3 protein-coding genes are annotated in these 19,540 nt (G+C 64.3%); all 3 read right to left on the reverse strand.

Features of this window, described 5'->3' with window-relative positions; translation table 11 throughout:
• Positions 1 to 1,878, reverse strand: coding sequence for an efflux RND transporter periplasmic adaptor subunit (locus ACQ1W9_RS18750; protein ID WP_431024658.1), 1,878 nt, complete (start codon positions 1,876 to 1,878; stop codon positions 1 to 3).
• A 65-nt stretch (positions 1,879 to 1,943) separates the two neighbouring features.
• Entirely contained in the window at positions 1,944 to 2,297 is a 354-nt protein-coding gene (locus ACQ1W9_RS18755; RefSeq protein ID WP_431024659.1) for a DUF3467 domain-containing protein, read from the reverse strand.
• 106 nt (positions 2,298 to 2,403) lie between these two features.
• On the reverse strand, positions 2,404 to 19,083 hold the full coding sequence (locus tag ACQ1W9_RS18760; RefSeq protein ID WP_431024660.1) for a hypothetical protein: 16,680 nt from the start codon (positions 19,081 to 19,083) through the stop codon (positions 2,404 to 2,406).
• Positions 19,084 to 19,540 lie beyond the last annotated feature (457 nt).

Genomic DNA, 19,540 nt, shown 5'->3' on the forward strand with positions numbered 1-19,540 from the left:
TCAGGGCCACCAGCGCCAGAGCTGCAGGCGCAGCCAGTCGATGATCTTGTAGCTCCAGATCCAGGCGAGGCGCCGCTCATCGACGGCGACCTTGGCCACCCCCTCCATGCCGGGGCGCAGGCGCCTGAGTGCCTCGGGGTCCTCCAGGATGCCTTCGACCCGGAAGCGGTTGCGCCCCTCGCCGGGCTCGGAGATCGGGGTGATGCGTTCCACCACGAAGGGCAGGGGGCGTTCGGGGAGGGCCGACAGCACCAGGCGTCCCTCCTGGCCTTGCACGAGGTGACCGATATCGCGCTCGTCCACCATCAGCACCACCCGATAGGCGTCCAGGGGGGCCAGCTCCAGCATCGGCTGGCCTCGCGACAGGGCCGCCCCCACGGAACGGGAGAGATCGCCACTCAGCACATAGGCATCGAAGGGCGCCTCGAGTCGGCTGCGGCGGATCTGCTCCCGGGCCAGATCGGCCTGGGCCTGGGCCTGGGCCATCTGTGCTCCGGCCACCGCCACCGCCGAGCGATCGCCTTCGGCCAGGGCCCGCTCGTACTCCAGCTGGCGCTGGCGCTCCATGCTCAGCCAGTGCAGCAGTTCGAGCCGACGGTCGGTGGCATCCAGCTCGGCCAGCGGCTGCCCCGCCGTCACCACATCCCCGGGGCGCACCAGCACCTCGGCCACATAGCCATCGAAGGGGGCCGCCAGGGTGCGATGCACACTACCCTCGATGACCACATCGCTGGTGACCCGGAACTCCCCGGTGGCCAGATAGAAGAACGCCGCCACCCCGATCAGCAGCACCGCCAAGGCCTTCTTGCCCAGGTGCCCGGGCCCCACCAGGGCTCCGGCCACACTCACCAGGGCATCCCAGGCGCGCCCCAGGAACCAGCGATCCCCGCGCCGTCGGGCATCCAGCACCGGGGCCGCCGCCACGGCCACCGCTTCGAGGGTATCGAGCAGGTGTTCGTCGATGCGCCCCGCCTCGTCGAACTCCAGCAACAGGGCGCCAAGGCGCTGCTCGCCCCAGGGCAGGGGCACCGATACCAGGGCCGTGGCGCCGGCGTCTTGCGCCAGGCGGGCATGGGCCAGGGTCGACAGCACCTGTCCCTCCGGTGCCGGGTAGACCAGGGTGGCCTCCTGATCCAGGGCCTCATCCATGGCATTGGCCATCAGCCGCATGGCCTGCATTCGCCTGTCGGTGACGGCGGTATGCGATACCGAGATCATCCGCAGCCGCCCCCGACGCCGCAGGCCAATGGCGACGCGGGCACACCCCAGGCTGGCCGCCAGCTCGGTGGCCAGGCTATCGCAGGCGTCCTGCAGGTGATGGGCGTCCAGCACCGGGGCCAGCAGGTCGAAGGCGGCCTGGATGCGCTCGCGACGCTGGGCCTCGTTCTCCGCCCGCCGCCGCCACAGCCAGGCCTCCAGCCAGGCCGACCCCCACTGCAGCCGCCGCATGATTTCCGGCAGGGAATCGCGAGAGGCCGTGATCACCTCAAGGGCGATCACGGCCTCCAGTCGTGCGTCGAAATGGACGGGTAACACCAGGGCATAGCGCGGTTCACTACCCTCCTGCCCCATATGGCGAGCCGCCCCGGTACCCTCGCTCACGGCGGCATCCACCGCTTCCGAGAGTGCCGCCGAGGGGGGGCGGTTCTCGGGCCAGGCCGCCATGGGTACCAAGAGGTTATCGTCCGGCTCATGGAAGAGCACCACGGCGAAGCGGCATCCCGAAATCATTCGTCCCAGCAGGGACAACCAGGCCCCCAGATAGCCGGCCTCATCCTCGGCGTCGGCCAGGCGATGCCAGAGCCCCTGATCGAGAAAGGCGACCCGCTCATCGGCCACCCCTTCACCGGCTTGTCGGGCCGCGGCACTTTCTCTCACGATGTCCCCTCCCGGCGTCTGTCCTCCCTAGGAGGCTGTCGGACTCCTAGCGGCGCCGTTGCCGACTAGCTTCCGGGGTGTCCCCCCCGGGGGTCGGAAATGTCCAGCTTGCCGTAGCGTTTCTCGTACTCCCCCACCACGGCGCTCAACAGCGCCAATAGCCGTTTGGCGGCGAAGGGACTGAGGATGATGCGATCATGCAGTTTGACCTTGAATTCCGACTCGCGGGCATTCCAGGTCTGGTTGGTGCCGAAGAACAGGGTCACCTCTTCCCGGGTACTGGTGACGTTCACCACGTTGGCATAGGACATGTTCAGAGAGGAGTCGTCCCATACCACCTTGGGGGTGCCCTTCTCGCTCTTCTCCGCGCCCCCTGTGGCTCCCGTCGCCCCTTGTGCATCATTCGGCGCATCACTCATGATGACCTCCACGCTTGGTTCCATTCGAGGTTCCGTTCTCGACCCCCGTCGGGAGGGCCCCTTGCTCGGGGCAGCCCCCTGCGGGACCTGCCCCTACTTACTCTGTTCAGCGTAGCCGAGAACCGAACTTGCCGAGCAGCGACAGCGGCTTCGAGAGCGCCTGGGAGCTCAGCGAGTCGAAGGTCATCGAGGCCTCGTCATCATCGCCCCCCTCCAGCACCGGGGACGCGACCATCGCCTCGGGCTCCGCCTGGCTCGGCAGTTCCTGGGGTGGCGCCGCCACCGGCGGTGCCTCCTCGGGCAGCATGTCGCGCAGCCCGCCTCCACGCAGGTCGAACAGCAGCAACTCGTGGCCCAGTGCCAAGCCCTGCGGCGCCGTGTCTCGGTCGGCCTGTGGTGGCAGCTCCCCGGAGAGCGGCGAGTCGACGGCCTCCTCGTCGGGATGGGCCATCACGCCGTCGGGCAGGATGCGCATGCCCGTGGGCAGCGCCTCGTGCATCAGCTGGTACCCCTCGCCGGTCGCCTCGAGGTGATCCAGGCCCATCAAATGGCCGATCTCATGCATCAGGACGGTAAGCAGGTCGATGCGACCGTGTGCCTCACTGGACGGCACGGCCAGCAGTACGCCGTCCTCCAGGCCGCGGCGGAAGGCGTCATCGTTCCAGGGGGTCGGGTCGACGAACCAGCCATGGCCGGCGGCACCGCCATCGATCAGGATCGTCAGCCCATCGGCCAGGGCCAGGCGACCGTCACCCAGGTCAGCGATCTCGATCTGGATATCGTCGATATCGAAGTCCAGCGAGCTGGCGCCGAAGGCCTCCCACATCCGTGCCCAGGCCTCCATGGCCACGCCTTCGACCTGAGCCGGGGTCGGCACCGTGACGCCATTGCCGGTTCCGGATGGCGTCGCGGAGGCCATCAGGGCCTCGGCATCGTCCAGATAGGCAATGTCATTGGTACGCGCCTCCAGATGAGCGAAGTCGGCTTCACCATTGGCATCGACCATCAGCCCCCACTGGCCGGCATTGAGCAGGCTGTAGTAGACCTCGCCCATGATCTGCCAGGCACTCTCGGTGTCTTCCGCCGCGGCCGGCTTCAGGGCAACCAGCGCCTGGCCGCCGGTCAGGGTCAGCTTGAGGTCGTAGGCCTCGCCATCCTGCAGCTCGACCGCCAGGCTGGCATCGATCTCCAGAGCATTACCAATCACATGCCCCAGCATCAGCAGGCCCGCCTCGGCATCCAGCAGGGCGAACTTGTAGTCGTCGGCCGCGAGGTAGTTGTAAACCAGGCCGGAGCGGCCTTCGGCCAGCAGCCGGGTCTCCAGTTCCAGGGCGGCATAGGGGCCGACGCCCAGGGGCAGGTCACCGAACAGCATGGCCGGCACCGCACCCGCCTGACCATTCAGCCAGCCGGCAGCGAGTTGCCAATCACCGAGCTCCTCGGTCAGGCCATGCTCGGTGCCCTCGAAGTCCCACACCTCCTCGTGGGTGGTCAGCGGTGGCAACTTCTGCACCTGGAAGTTGCTGAAGTGCGCCACCGAATTATTGGCCCCGAGCGCCAGATAGCCGTCGTTGAGCGCATCGGAGAAGGCATAGCTGGACTCGTGCTGGCCATCGATCACGATGGTGGCAATGGTGCCGTTGAGCACCAGGCCCAGCGTATAGAGGGTGTCATGCCATAGCTTGAGATTGACCTGACTCAGCACCTCCCAACCGCTGGCCGTGCGCTGGCCGATCTGCAGCTTGTTGGTGCTCTGGTCGATACCGGCGAACTTGAAGTCATCCGCATCCTGGTAGTCGAAGAGGATATACGCATTGGAACCCACCCCGGCCTTGTCCTTGTCGACGCTGACATCCACCAGGATCTCCAGGTAAGTCGGCTGGGCGTCCTGCAGATGCAGGATGCTGACGGCTTCCTGGTTCAGCTCCGCGGTGGCGGTATAGAGCCCGCCACCCATGCTCCAGTCACCCGCCTCCACGGCGAAGGCCGTGGCATTGGGACCACCGCCGCCGGGCGTTTCATCGCCGTGGAACAGCTCGCGACGCATGATCTCGCGCCGCCCCTGGAAATTACCCGGCTGGGGATCGTCCGGGGCACCGGTCTGCTCGTTCCAGTCGAAGTCCTGCTGCAGCACCAGGCCCAACTCGCCATAGGGCTCGTAGTTGCGTTCCGCTCGCTCATCGAGCAGGTCGATGCGGCCGTCCTGGTTGAAGTGGTCATCGAAGCGCTCGTGATCCGGCGCCCATTGGTCCGCGCCGTCGCTTTCGGAGAGCTCGTAGAGGAACTCCTGAAGATGCGGTTGCAGGGAGCGACTGATATGGAAGGCCCCGAAGGGACTGAAGGGCACCACATAGCTGTTGAACTCGCCCACCCAGTCGATGGCCCGGTCGGCCCCGGTATTGAGGATCAGGCGATCGCGCCCGGCCCCGCCGTAGACGATATCGGCATAGGACTGATAGGCATCGGGCAGGTTGTTGGCCAGGGCATCATCGGCATCGAAGTGGGGGTGGGTGTTCTGACCCGAAATATCGCCGAAGTTGGAGCCATGGTCGTCATCCATATTGAGCATGTCGTCACCGCGGCCGCCATACATATGGTCGCGCCCCGTGCCACCGGCCAGCCAGTCATGGCCCAGGTCACCGAAGATCCGGTCGTCGCCGTCGGTCGCCAGTCCCTCCTCGAAGCGGGTGTCGATGATCCCTTCCAGGGGATCGAAATTCAGCAGGAAGTCGAATAGGGGAATCAGGTCGACGCCGTCCTGGGTGTCGCCGGCCAGATCCCGCTCGGGATCGCCGGGATCGACGCCGAAGAGCCATTTCACGCCCTCGCCTTCAAACTCGAACTGCACCATCAGGTCGCGGTAGTACTCGACCACGGCCGGGTCATTCTCATCCAGGTCAGTTTCTGAGCCGAGCCAGCCCTCGATGATTGCCTCGGCCTCGGCCTGGCTATCGACCCAGACCGCGTCCTTGAGCCATTCGCCATCGCTACCCAGCATCACACGCCGCCAGGGGTCGTGCTCATCGTAGAGCGAGAACTCGCCGGTCCCCGGGCGTCGGCCCTCATACTGCAGGATATCGCCGGGGTTGATCGGCGCCCGGTCGGCGTACCAGGACACCTGGGCGTCGATTCCCCAGAGCTCATGCTGGCGTACCAGCAGCCAGTTGAGGGAGCCGTCGTAGTAGCCGGGCAGGGCCTCGGCCCCGGAGACGGCGTCATCGCCGGCGCCACCGTGCAGCCAGTCGTTGCCCAGGCCGCCGAAGATGATGTCGTTACCCTCGGCCGCCAGGGTGGCACCGCCCTCACCCGGGAAGCTGAACAGGCGCACGGCCAGCTTGAGCTCATGACTCTGGTTGATCAGCGCCTGCTGGATATTGCCGGGCGTGCTGATGGTCTTGTCGAGCTCCTCGATTGCCTCGATGCCATAGAGCGGCTCGGCCTGACCATTGCGGCTGGGCAGGACCAGGCCGTCGTCACCGATCACGCCATCCTCGCCGCTGCCGCCGCTGATCCAGTCGTTACCGGTGCCGCCGGTGATATGGTCATCCTCGCTATTGCCGAAGATGGCGTCATGGCCGGCCATGCCGTGGATCAGGTCGTCGCCGGACTCGCCGTGGATCAGGTCGTCGCCGCTATTATTGCCTTCTCCCGGGCCGTCGTAGGTATCGCCCTCGCCTGCCGCATAGTCGAGCAGCTCGAAGCCGCGCGCCTGGATCAGCAGCCAGTTCGCGACGTACCAGGCGTCCTGGGCATCGGCCAGCTCGACGCCGGGAGCGAACTGCCGGAGCTGGAAGTTCGCGCCCTCATCCGGATAGTGATCCGGCACGAGGTCGCGGCTGGTATCGAAGTTGAAGGCCAGCGGATCGTTATTACCGTCGATCAGGCGGAAGACGTTGGCATTGTCCCCCAGGATCACGTCGGCATCGCGGGCATGGCGATCTTGCCATTCGATGAGGTCATCATCGACGCCGACGAACTCGTTGCGGGCCAGCCGCTCGCCGGCGCCACCGTAGATCTCGTCGCCGCTATCGGGCCGCTGCTCGGCGGTCACCAGGCCGTACAGCGCGGAGCTGCCGCCGATGATGTCGTCCTGGCCCAGGCCACCGTAGAGCAGGTCGCTGCCGCCGTTGCCTTCGATGTAGTCGTCGTCGTCCGACGCGCGCTCGATGATATTGAAGCGCAGCGCCAGCAGGGGGTTGTCGACCTCGTTCAGTTGACCATCGCCCATCTGGAGATCGAAGGCCTGGGGCCCGGCCTCGCCACTGTCGCGCAGCGGATCGATGTCATTGGTCTCGAGGCCATCGACCAGATCACCGAGGGTCGTCAGGGTCTCCGGCTGCCAACCGCTGGTGGCGTCCAGCTCCCAGAGCACCAGCAGGTCGCCGAGGCCGAACGGATCCAGGATCTCCAGGCTGCCATCGCCCTGGATCACGTCGTCGCCCAGGCTGCCGAACAGCATGTCGCCGTCCGCGCCGCCGGCCATGGCGTCATCGCCGAAGGTGCGATCGGCACCGCCGGCATCCTGGATGGCATGGTCATGATCCAGCAGGGTGATCAGGCGGCCGAAGCTCCAGTTCGGGTCCGTGCCCTGGCTGCCGAGATCAAGGTCCGGATAGCCACTGAGGGTATCCGGCTCCTCGCCGACGCCGGGCATCAGGTGGATGGTCTCTCCATTCAGCTGGTAATGCCGCTCACTGGTGGTCGCGTCGCGACGCCAGATGGTGCCGTTGTCGCCCAGCATCACGTCGCTGCCGCTACCGCCGTCCATCAGGTCGTTAAAGCGCGGATCGTCGTTATCCGGCCAGTCGGGATGACTGCGCTTGTCCCAATCGAGCTCGGAGGTGACCACCTGGGTCGGAGTGCCCAGCCAATCGATGCCACCTTCGACGTTGTGGCCGCCGATCATGTCGTCGTCGCCGGCCCCGCCGTACATGGCGTCGTTGCCCTGCTGGCCGAGCATGATGTCGTCGTCGTCGCCACCGAACATCAGGTCGCCGGCCCCGCCATCTTCGGCACCGGTATCGATGGCGAAGAAGTTGTGGGCATGGCCAACCCCATAGGTGTTCTCCTGGGGCAGCAGCTCACCGTGGTCGCCGAACATCAGGTCGTCGCCGCTACCACCGAACAGCAGGTCGCTGTCGGTGCCGCCGAACATGGCGTCGTTGTCCGCACCGCCATCGATCAGGTCACGCCCCCCCAGGGTCGGATTGGTGGTGGTGATCAGGTCGAGGATGCGGTAAGTCTCATTGCCCTCCTGTTCATTCCACTCCAGGCGTCCCTGGTCGCCGAGCAGGACGTCCTCACCGGTCTCGCCGAACAACAGATCGCCGAGCACGCCACCCAGCACGATATCGTCGCCGTCACCGGCCAGCACCAGGTCCTGGCCGCCTTCGGGATCGGCCTCATCGGTGGTCTCGAGGATCGCGAGGACGCCGCCCAGTTTCTCGACATCGCCACTCCACTCGGCGCCGGAGAGGAAGTTCAACTGGCCGTTGTCGCCGAGCAGGATATCGTCGCCTTCCTGGCCATGGATCTCGTCGCCGTCCAGGCCGCCCAGCGCGATATCCTCGCCATCGCCGGCATAGATCAGGTCCGCGCCACCGACGAAGTCGGCGGGGTCGGCCGGCTTGTCGGCCAGGGAGTCGTCATTGTCGATACCGCCGAGGGCGGTATGTACCAGGGTCAGGAACACCCAGTCGGGGTTGTCGGTGTCGAACAGCAGCTCGCCGTTGTCGCCCAGGATCAGGTTGTCACCGACGACCTGTTCCGGCCCCAGCGGCACATCGCTGTCGCCATAGAGGGTATCGCCCTCGGCACCCCCGAGGATGATGTCGCTATGCTCGCCGCCGGAGATGATGTCCTCGCCACCGCTGGCGTTCTCGACATCCGAGGTGACGATGCGCTCCACCACGCCGGCCAGGAAGGCGAGGGCACCGGGCGCCGCGAGATCGATCTGCCAGCCCGGGGTCCCCTGGTGCTCATCGGCCCGTGACGGGATCAGCTGTACCAGGCCGTTGTCGCCCAGCAGGATATCGTCGCCCTCGTGGCCATCGATGATATCGCCGGCGATGCCACCCAGGGCGATCTCGGTGCCGGTGAAGCCGAGGATGGTATCGCTGCCGCCGACGAAGCCGTCGACCAGGTCGTCATCCTCGGTCACCACGCTCTCGACCCGCTCCAGGAAGACGAAGAGCTTCTCGGCCTCATCGACCATGTCGGTCAGTATCACGGTGCCGAAGACGACCTCGCCGTTGTCGCCGAGGACGATATCGTTGCCCTCGGCGCCGTAGATGTCGTCACCCTCGGCGCCGCCGATCAGGGTATTGCTGCCCAGGTCGCCGAAGAGCGTATCCTCACCACCGGTGGCATTACGGGTATCGGTGGTTTCCGCCTTCACCAGGTAGCCGCCGAAGGTCACCAGGGCGGCCCCCTCGGGATGCAGGTTGAGTGCCGGGGCGAAGGTCAAGCGGGCGTTATCGCCGATGGCGATATCGTCACCGGTGGCCGTTTCCGTGATGGGCTCCCCGGTGTCCTGATCGTAACCGACGATCACATCGACCAACCGGGGGATGAAGGTGTCGCCGTCCAGCTCACCGCCATTGACCCCATGCAGGGTGTCGCCGCCGGAGCCACCGATCAGTACGTCATCGCCACCGTTGCCGTAGAGCGTATCGTCACCGCCCACGCCATCACCGGCGAACAGGCTCTCGATGATGGTGACACGCCGCGCCACGAAGTCCAGACGCCCCCAGTCACCGATCACGATATCGCTGCCCTGGGGCGCGCTGTCGGGATCGGGACCGAAGGGATCGACTTCCCAGTCGCCATAGAGGAAGTCGCCACCACCGCCGCCGAGGACGATATCGTCATCCTGGCCGCCCACGACGATATCGGAGCCGGCACCGACGGCACCGGCGGCATCGGCCGCTTCATCGGGATCGGTGATGATCAGGTCGAGGGAGAGGGGGTTATCGTCGAAATCATCGCCGTCGAAGATACCGGCCGGCAGGTCCTCGTCGCCGATCCGGCGATGCACTCCCTCACCGGCATAGTTGCGATAGGCCACCAGGCCGGTATCGCCGAACAGCACGTCGGAGCCCTTGGCGCCGTCGATGATGTCGTCGCCGTCCCCCCCGAAGACGATATCCGGCCCATCGCCACCGAGGATATTGTCCACCCCGGCGCCACCGAAGATAATATTGCCGCCCTGGCCGCCACCACTCAGGGTGTTGGAACCACTGACGACACTCGCGGCATCGGGATCGGGATCGATCAGCGAATGGATGTGGATGGGAATACCGTCGGCGGTGTACTCGACACGGCCACCGTCACCGAAGATCAGGTCGCTGCCCTGCTCGCCGTCGATGACACTGTTGCCGAAGCCGCCGAAGATCAGGTCATTCTCGGTGCCGCCGTGCAGGGTATCGTTACCGTGGTCATAGGTCTCATCGAAGGCCCACTGGATGGCCTCCAGGTTGCCTGCAACATCGAACTCGAAATCATCGTCATCGGTAAGTACGTCATCCTTGTCGAAGGGCGAGCCATCACCGAAGAGGATGTCGAAGCCCTTGTTGCCGAAGAGGGTATCGTCGCCCACACCGCCCTTGAGCACATCATCACCGGGGCCGCCATGGATCTCGTCGTCGCCCACACCACCGAAGACGTAGTCGTTACCGCCGACCCCGAGGTCGAGGTACTCGGCGGCATCCACGCTCCAGGGCGAGCTACGGGAGAGATCGAAGAAGCCGCCATCGGCATAGATGGTATCCGCGCCGTCACCACCGATGACGGTGTCATGGCCACCCCCGGCGATCACCAGGTTCTGACCATTGCCGGTATGGATACGGTTATTGCCATCCTCGGCGTATCCGGCAGTGAATCTCAGCCGCGTCCAATCCGTCCAGAGCGGGGCGTCGCCATTCAGGAAGACCACTCCGCCGAAGATCAGGTCGTTGCCACTACCGCCCTGAATATCATCGTCACCACGACCGCCGATAATGATATTGTCGCCGCCCTCGACGACCTCGATCACATCATGACCGAGGCCGCCATAGACCAGGTCATCGCCGCCGCCGAGGCGGATGGTGTCATTGCCCTCGCCGCCATATACCTCGGCGGCAATGCTGGTCACACCGCTCAGGTCGATCAGGTCATCCCCCTCACCACCGCGTACCAGGATCCGGCTGACGCCCTCATAGATCTGGGCACCGCCCTCCCCGACGCCGAACTGGGGTGACCAGACCTGGACCTGATCACCGCTCTGCTTGACGAAGATCTCCTCGCCGATATCGCGGGTATCGCCCTCCTGCCGCAGGCTGGCAGAGTCGCCGATATTGAGGATCAGGGTGCCGTCACCGGTGACATCGCCAAGGATCGGCTCGCGATCGAAGGGCACCTCGAACTCGAAGAGCACGATGGGCGGTGTGATATCCAGTTCGAACTCGAGGAAGAGGATCTCGATAAAGGCCCGCAGCTGAGCGGCGACATTGCCGGAAATATCGAAGATGGCGACCGGTGCCAGAGCCGGGTCGCCGTTACGGAATTCGAACAGGATGGTGTTGAGCATCTCGCTCAGGCGTACCCGTCCATCACGGTCCGGGTCGTAGAGATCGAAATTGACGGTCAGGATGATGCCGCCTTCCACCCCGGCACTGGCCACCCCCAGGTTGACCTCGGCGCCGGCGAAGACCTCACCGGTAAGCACCAGTTCCGGTACGTCGGCCCCGCTACCATCGGGATTTTCCCGGTCGCTGACATAGAAGCCGGCCAAGAGGTCGAGGGGGTTCTGGAAGTCGCCATCGGAAAAGTCCATGAAGCCCTGGGTGTCATAGCCGAAGGCGAAGTCAGCCTTGAAGCCGAGCCCCACGGTGATCACCGCGAAGATAGGGCCATAGACCGGGAATTTCTGCTCGTACTCGAAGTCCAGGACGAAGGGCGGCATATCGTAGGTCACGAGTACCGCCGGCCGGCCGATCAACAAACCGAAGATCTGCGCCGGATCGCTGAGGATCGGGAAATCGAAGCCCCCGCCCTCGCCGAAGCCGCTGGTCAACAGTTGCTTGGTCGTGCCCTCGGCGCCGCCGTCACCCAACAGGCCGGCGAAGTCGTCACTGAAGTCATCCAGGAAGTCCCCGACCCCATCGAGGAAGGCCTCCCCTTCTCCCCAGGCCCCCGAGAGATCGAAGCCACCACTGGCCAGCTGGCTACCAGATACCGCCGAGGTCTCGACCCTGTCGAAGACGCTGAAGCTCCCGATGGCGATATACGCCTCTTCCCCGTCAAGACCGCCAATGGTATTGACCAGTTGGATGATGTCGGCGATGGCGTAGATAAAGCCGGGATCGAACTCACCGAAGGTGGCCGCCAGGTCAACCAGGGTGACCGGCTTGCCGGCGAGGTCCGAGACCACCGGGATCGGTGCCGTGATCACCTCGATAATGGGCTCCAGCGGCCCGGTGACTTCCTGGATCTGGCCGAGGATGGGGCCCACCAGATCGGAGAGGAAGGAGCCGACATTGAGCTGCACGTTATTGAAGGCGATCTCATTGAGCGAGTCGGCGAAATTGAAGGAGATCCCGGAAGCGAAGTCCCCATCGATCAGCGGCGGGAGCGCCAGCCCATTCAGCGATCCCGTATTGCCCCAGTCGAAGACGAAGTCCGCCTGGATGCTGGGCAGCAGGGGCGCGATACTACCGGCGGGAAGAAGGTCGTCGTTGAACTGCAGCAGTCCCTGGACATCCAGGCGCGCACCGGCCTCCAGGGTCACCTCGGCATCGAGGTCGCCCAGCTCGAAGAAGGCCACGGTATCGTCGCCCCCCGTGTTGACCAGGTCGACCTGGAAGTCGGCGAAGACGCCGGTACCGACCAGCTCACGCTGGCCATCGATAACGGCGAAGGCGTCACCGGTGGGACTGATCTCGAGCTCCAGGAAGGCCAGACGGCCGGTCAGGGTATCGGTCGGGCCGAAGGCCAGCTCGGCCCGGGCCCCGAACTCGGCCAGCGCACTATCCTCGACCTCGGTCACGTCATTGCCGTCGATCTCGTAATCGACTCGGCTGACATCGAAGTAGGCGCCCTCGTTGGAGTCGAGCCCGAAGCCCAGGCCCAGGTTCCATTCCAGGATCACCTCGGGATCCACATCCAGCTCCAGCCCCAGCGCCGGGAAGCCCAGATCGAAGTTCAAGGGCACATCGGGCTGCCATTCGCCACCGAGCACGAAGTTCCACTGCAGGCCATCGCCGGTCTGCTCGGCATGGACATAGCGGCCCACCTCGATGCCCATAGCGCTCCAGGCGCCCAGGTCCCCCAGGGCCACGCCGTTATCGAACAGGTCGAAGCCCAGATCCACCAGGTCCTGATCGGGGGCCGACTCATCCAGCTTGACCAGCACGGTGGTCGCCCAGAGCGAGCGGAATACCAGGTCCTGAACGATCTCCAGGCCACGCTGGGGCGTCTCCTCGACCTGCTCCCGGAAGGGCTGCACGAAGTCCTGACGGAAGTCCTCGAGCACCTGGGCGCTATCGCCGAGGGCATTGCCGAGGAAGGGAATCTCCACGCCCAGCACCTGACCCTGCATCATGCCCTGGAGGTTGGCGAGGAAGAGATCGAAACCGTCGATCAGCAGCGGCAGGCTGGAGAAGATATCGATGTTCGCGAAGTCCAGATCATCGAAGAAGCCCTCGCTGAAGGCGAGCAATGCATCGTCATCGAGGTTGCCCTCCAGGGACAGCTTCCCTTCGCTATCCAGCGACAGCGCGGCCCCCAGCAGGATATCGCCCAGGTAACTGGAGCTGGTGGGGAAGTTGACCGGCAGGGTCGCCTCGGCGCTGCCGGAGAAGGTCGGCACGAGGCCCGGGAAATGGTCTTCCAGGAAGTCGCCGCCCGGATCCAGGTCGAGCAGATCCAGGCTCCCCTCTTCCTCACCGAACAGGTCGAACTCGATGCCCAGCTGTGCCACGCCGTCACGCACCGTCGCCCCCAGCGGCCCCAGGGCGGCATTGAAGGTCATGTCGCTGCCGGTGGCCGTGAGATTACCGGCGAGGTTGGTATGCCCCTCGCCATAGAGCAGGGCGACCTCCGGTTCCTGGGGATTGCCCTCGCCATCGAGCGCGCTATCCAGATCGATGCCGAAACTCAACTTGGCATCGATGGCGCCACTCACCGCCAACCCCGCGGCACCATAGAGGCCGAAGGCATCGAGATTAAAGCCGTCGATATCGTCAAAGAATTCTTGACCCACCAGCTCCATCAGATCCAGCTCGATATTGAGCGGCTCGCTGAAGGCGCGGGAGAAGTCGAACTCCAGGATCAGATTGTCGCTGCCGGAGATCTCCTCGATCGCCATGCCGATGGCATCATCCGGTAGGCCCAGCGCCTCGGCAAGACGCCCTTCGAGCTCCTGCAGGGTGGCGACGGGGTTATCCAGGATCTCCTGGATGCCGTCGATAAAGTCATCGGCGATGCCGACCATATCGAGGATGCTGACCCCGATGATCGGGATCTCCAGGTCGAGGAAGTCGACCTCGGAGAAACCCTCGACAACGGCGATCAGGCTCTCAAGCGCCGCCGCGAAGGTGGAGAAATCCAGGGCCGCGAAGCTGCCCAGGTCCCCGAGAAGCGTCTCGAAGGCCTGCTCGAAGCTATCGAAGGCCTCGAAGGTCGTCGGATCGTTAGCCGTGGTGTAGTGCCCGATCTCGATGGCCGGGAGCTCGCCGGCGAAGGTCGCGCCGAACTCCTCCAGGCGTACCACGATCTCGCCATCGTCCAATCCGATACTCTCGAACGCCGAACCACCGCCGAGCACCGAGACGGTGAAGACGATATCGCCATCGCCCTCCTCGAGGTCGATATCGATCTCGGGTGCCTCGATAAGCTCGGCGAGGTCTGCCAGGTCGCCGGCGCGGGCCGCATTGAAGAGCTCGCTCAGGGTATAACCGCTGCCGCTTTGCGGCTCGGTCAGGTCCATGCTGAAGCTGGCCTTGAGCGCCGGCGCCGTGGCGCTTAGCCCGATACCCACGAAGCCCAGGTTGGCCTCGGCACTGAAATCAGGCGGCGCTTCCGAGTTGAAGCCAAGCATCAGCTCCGCCTCGAACAGCATCCGGCCATCGTCTTCGATGGACAGCCGGTCGCTGAGGGTCGGCACGCCGATACGATCGCCCAGGATGACATTGGGCTCGACACCGGCCTGGCGAACATCGCTGCCGGCGGAGAAGATACCCAGCTGTCGGGCCACCAGGGAGCCGTTGATGGTATCGATCTCGAAGACACCACTGCCCCCCGTATCGTCGATAACCAGCAGGCTGGCATTATCATCGGCGATACGAATCTCGAACTGGCCGGCACCCAGGGCGGCATCCGCTGCATCCTGGATCCTGTCGATGGCGGCATTGATATCGCCATCGGCATCCATCAGGTCAACGGTAAAGATCGAACCGTCCCGGGTACGGATCAACAGGTCATCGCTATTGGCCGCCAGATTGCCCAGGCCGCCGATCTGAGTCAGACCCAGCTCGGCCTCGGCCTCACTATCGGCAGCGGAGATGCTGAAGCTGGCCAGGAGCGGGTCGCCGTTCTCATCCTCGGCCGCCGTAAAGATCAACCGACCGTTATCGATGCCCACGACGATCAGACGATCCCCATCCATGGTGGAGATCGCCGCATCCACCTTCTCTTGCAACACCCGCTGCAGGTCGTAGAGGGTGCGCGCCTGGAGCGTCTCATCCGCGGCAAGAGAGATAGCCGCGGTGGCATCGCCATCACCATCGTCATAGGTGATATCGAAGGTCGCGGTTGCCGTTCCCTCCAGGCCGAAGTAATGGGCCACCGGGTTGGCGCCGGCCAGGCGCACGGTTCCGTCGACGCCGTCCCCATCGGCGAAGCCCAGCGGCCCAGCGCCGGCGTTGGTGATGGTGATCTCGGAGACGGAGTCATGCAGCGACTTGATGCCCAGCCGCTTGGCGCCCAGGGCGACGAACTCGATCTCGGTGACGCCCTCGTCGGCCAGTCGGTTATTAAGCAGGTCCGCCAGGTCGCGGATGGAGCGCACGCTCAGCCCATCGGTCTCGTCGCTATCGACCGAAATGGTGACCGTATCGGCACCGTAATCGATGCCGATGGTGGCATCGTCGGAGATATCGCCATAGTGGTTGAGGATCTCGCCACCGGCCTCCAGCAGCAGGCCGGCCTCCGCGGTAGTGCCGCCTACCGAGCCGAAGAGATCGGCGAATTCGCCATCGAAGACGACCTCCAGGTAGTGCACCCCCTCGGCGATGCTCCCCAGGATCAGCGTATTGCCGCTGCGGCTGAAGATGACCCGGTCATCTTCCCCTTGCGAGGCGAGCAGGGCGTTCAGGTCATCGACCAGGTTGGTCAGGTTGGTATTGTCGTCGGTCGCCGATGCCGGGAGCTCCAGCTCGATATCCTCATCGCCGTTGAGGGTAATGGTGAGGGTGCCATTACCCGCCAGCTCGTAGTTCGGCTCGGTGGCCAGCGCCAGGGAAACATTGGACGCCCGGCTGGAGGCCAGGCCGATCTCCTGGTAGGCGTTGTTGGACGAGAAGGCTTGGACATCGAAGGCGGCGACACTGTCATCGGCGACCAGCACGATACGGTCGTGAACGGCCATCGCGGTGATGCCGCCGATGCTGGCGTCTGCCAGGGCATCGTTGATATCCATGGCCAGCGCGGCGACCGTGGTATTGTCGTCGGTCGCCTCCTTGGCCACGGTGACACCGACCCAGTCGCCGCCCTCGAGGCGAATCTGGAAGAAGGCATCCCCCGACAGCCGGCCAGTGACGCGATTCACCTCGCCGCCACCGGTGACCGCCAGGGCCTCGTCATCTAGGGGGGTGACCCCCAGGGCATTGTCGTCATCGCCGGACAGCGGCGGGTTCTGGTGGAGGATGCCCCCCTCGCCCAGCAGGATGCCGAGGGTGACGTTCATGGTCTCGGAGGCGCTGAGCTCGACCGTGGAACCGCTGGAATTCAGCTCCAGCGGCCCCAGCAGGCTGGTGGCCCCCCCCTCCTCCTCGGCGGCACGCTGCAGGAAGTCCACCGCCGACTCGGCCATGCTCAAGCGCGTCTCATCGAGACGATTGAGCGTCAGGGGCACCAGCAACTTGGGATTGGCGGGATCGTGAGCCTCGGGGTCGGCCGGGTCATACCAGATCACCGCCTCACCGTCTTCCGAGAATTGCAGGGTGCCATCCTCGAACTCGGTGGTATCCAGCAGCCCCAGGTGGGCCAGGCGTGCCGCCAGTTCCTGGGCATTGGTAAAGGGAACCACCGTCTCGGTATTGCCATCGATAATGACCTGGCCGATCAGCCGACTGACCGCCGCGAGGTCGCTGTTGCTCTCCGGGTCGAAGTCCTCGGCCTCGGCGCCGATCTCATCGAACAGCAGGGTCTCCCCGACCAGGGTATCGAAGCCCAGCACCTCGCCCAGCACCAGGTCGGCGAAGGGCACATCGAGGTCGCCGAGATAGAGGGACTCGGCCACGCGATTGGCCCAGGAGCGGAGCTGGGAGAGCATGCCGATAACGCTATTGGCCCCCACCTCATTGAAATCCACCACCTCCTGGGTCAGGCCATCGATCAGGTTCTGGCGGTGGTCGGGATCCAGCTCCTGGCGGTAATCGAAGCGCTTGAAGCCGCTGACATCGGTGATCAGGGAGGCATCGGTCAGGCCGTAGAGATCGTCGCTGCCGAAGGCGATCTCGATGTCGTCACCCCAGTCACCGGTGGTCCGCTCCAGGCCCTCCAGCACCTCCAGCGACAGGTCGAGCTCGAAGCTGGCGTCATTGGCCGGCAGCAGGGTGAAGATATCGGTGGCATTGGTGGTCGTCAGATCGTCGAGACCGATAAGGCGATCGGCGTCGATGGTAAATTCATCGACGAGATAAAGGGTGCTGAAACCGAATGTGGTGAGGCTTACCCCGACAGCATTCTCGTCATCATCCTCGATCTCGGATACGAAAACGCCACCAAGCTCAGTGTTGAGCTGCTGGACCAGGTCCTCGACATCCTCGACCTCATCGCTATTGACCACGACCCGCTGCGGCAGGGCGCCACCCACGGAGAAGAGGAAGGCCGCGGAGAAGTCACCGGCCAGTTGATCATCGGTGATATCGAAGATGATGGTGGAACTGCCGCCATCGAAGCGCGGATCCAGCGCCCCGCTATTGTCCTCCCGCAGGGAGAGCCGTAGGCGATCCTGGGCACCGAAGGTATCGGCCAACAACAGCTCATCGAGGCCGGCAGCACCCAGGGCGTCGTTCAGCGCCTGCTCCGGGTCGGAGCTGGGATCGACGGTCACCTCCTCGGGACTGGTCTCGTCCGTACCGCCACCCTCGGTGACGAGCTGGAAGATCAGCTCGAACTCCACCGGGTAGTCGATCTCGTCGATGCCCTTCTGCGCCGTCAGCACCCCGTCGCTGCTCTCCAGCGGCAGGTTACCGGTAAAGCCGAGGCTCGACGGCAGGCCGGCGATCTCGATGTCATGGGCGATATCCAGGGTAAAGGTACTGCCCTCCTCGCCCTGCAGGCCGAGGAAGCCCACGTTGACGAAGAGATCACTCAGGTCCTGATCCGCCGAGATCACCAGTTGGATCGGGTCATTCTCGAAGGTGCTGCCGGCCCGGAGAGCGAAGGAGTCGTAATAATCCTCGTCATAGTCCTGCTGGCTCAGTTCATCCCCGACCTCGTCACCGACCTCCGGCAAGAAGAACGAGAAGAAGAGAGGAATCTCCAGGCCCGCATCGAGGTCGATCTCGGGCTGGGTGGCGGCCTCCGTCGCCTGGAGGTCATCGCCTTCATCGAAATGGTCGCTGCGTGCCTCGATGCCCAACTGCTCGGCGACGATGCCGAAGTCGATATCGAAGGTATGCGCGAAGTTAAGCTCGAGGGTCCCCCCCATACTCAGTAGATAATCATCGCCGGTATCGAAGAAAATCTTGAAACCACCGAAATCCAACAAGTCGTTGTAGACGGGGTGGGGGGAGAACGAGTTGGTGAAGAAATCAATTTGCCCTACGGCACCGATACGCGCTTCCAGGGCATCATCGACGCCTGCCGTGCTCAGAAACCCGGCGGCGAAATCATCGAGCACCGAGAGCATGCTACCGACGAAGAGCACGTCGTAGGCCTCGCGCCACTCGGCGGATCCATCACCGTCCAGGTCCAGGGTCGGCAGGATGGTGTCCTCCGCGGGGCCTGCCCAAAAGCCCACCGGCTGGCCATAGAGATAGTCCGCCCGCTGAGCCAGACCCACCAGACCATCGGCGGTCACATCATCGAAGGTCTGGCCATGATCGAACAGGGTGCCCAGGTCACCGTTCTCCTGGGTCGTCGGATCCACGGGGACCGAATAGGAAAGCAGATCGGCGATCTTCGGCGGCCGGGTCTCCTGCTCCAGCACATTGCCGTCTTCATCGACATCGGTGTGGCGCTGGGTCAGCATGCCCGGCAAGCCGGCGAACTCCTCGTCGAGGGTGGCGATCACTTCCTCGAGCTTCTCGCCAAAGGACAACAGCCCCTCGGCGGCATCGAAGGCCATATCGCCGAAGGCCTCGGCGCTACCCGTCAGCGACGACAGCTCACCATTGAGCAGGAAGCGCGGCTCCAGCGGTTCCAGGCCATAATGCCCGAACGCGGAGTGATGAGGACGAGAGGAGGCGGCCAGATGCCGCTGCCATCGAGCATGACGGCCACGGCGAAAGCCGCGAACGGGGTGCCTGGGTCGCCACCAGTCGGCGACGGGCAAGAGATTCTCGGGAAGCTGATGAGACACCTTCTCCGCAACGGATGCTGCTGGCCTGGGCATGGCCCTATCCCCCGCCCGGGGTACCGCCCGTGAAGTCGCGTCGTGCGATAAACTGCCAGCTGCGCGGCCCCATGGTATGGCGAACGATACCGAGGGACTTTCCATGCCCCCGGCACAGGGCCGGGGGCTGCTCTCCGATCACGAGCCGCCTCCGAATCCATCATCAGCCGCAGCAAGCCCCAACAATGATAAACCACAGGCCCCACTGTTATTCGTTGTTAATGATCCAGAGTTAGACTCATCCATTATCTTTGAAAATCAGCGACCTACAAACACTTACTTAATAAACCAAATATTCTAATAAAATTATTGACCAATACTAATATAAAAATGCCGGCACAAGGTGGCCCCGCCCTTATTATCACGAGGCCCCATTACCCGGACGCGTCTAAATGTAATAGGCTGTAACTCCAGGTGTCGTCAA

It is taken from the genome of Halomonas sp. H5 (assembly GCF_050613175.1).
GTDB classification, from domain to species: domain Bacteria; phylum Pseudomonadota; class Gammaproteobacteria; order Pseudomonadales; family Halomonadaceae; genus Bisbaumannia; species Bisbaumannia salifodinae.

What these genes read in the sequence shown, in the direction of transcription:
- ACQ1W9_RS18755 (WP_431024659.1), bottom strand. Translation starts at nt 2,297, where the DNA reads ATGAGTGATGCGCCGAATGATGCACAAGGGGCGACGGGAGCCACAGGG.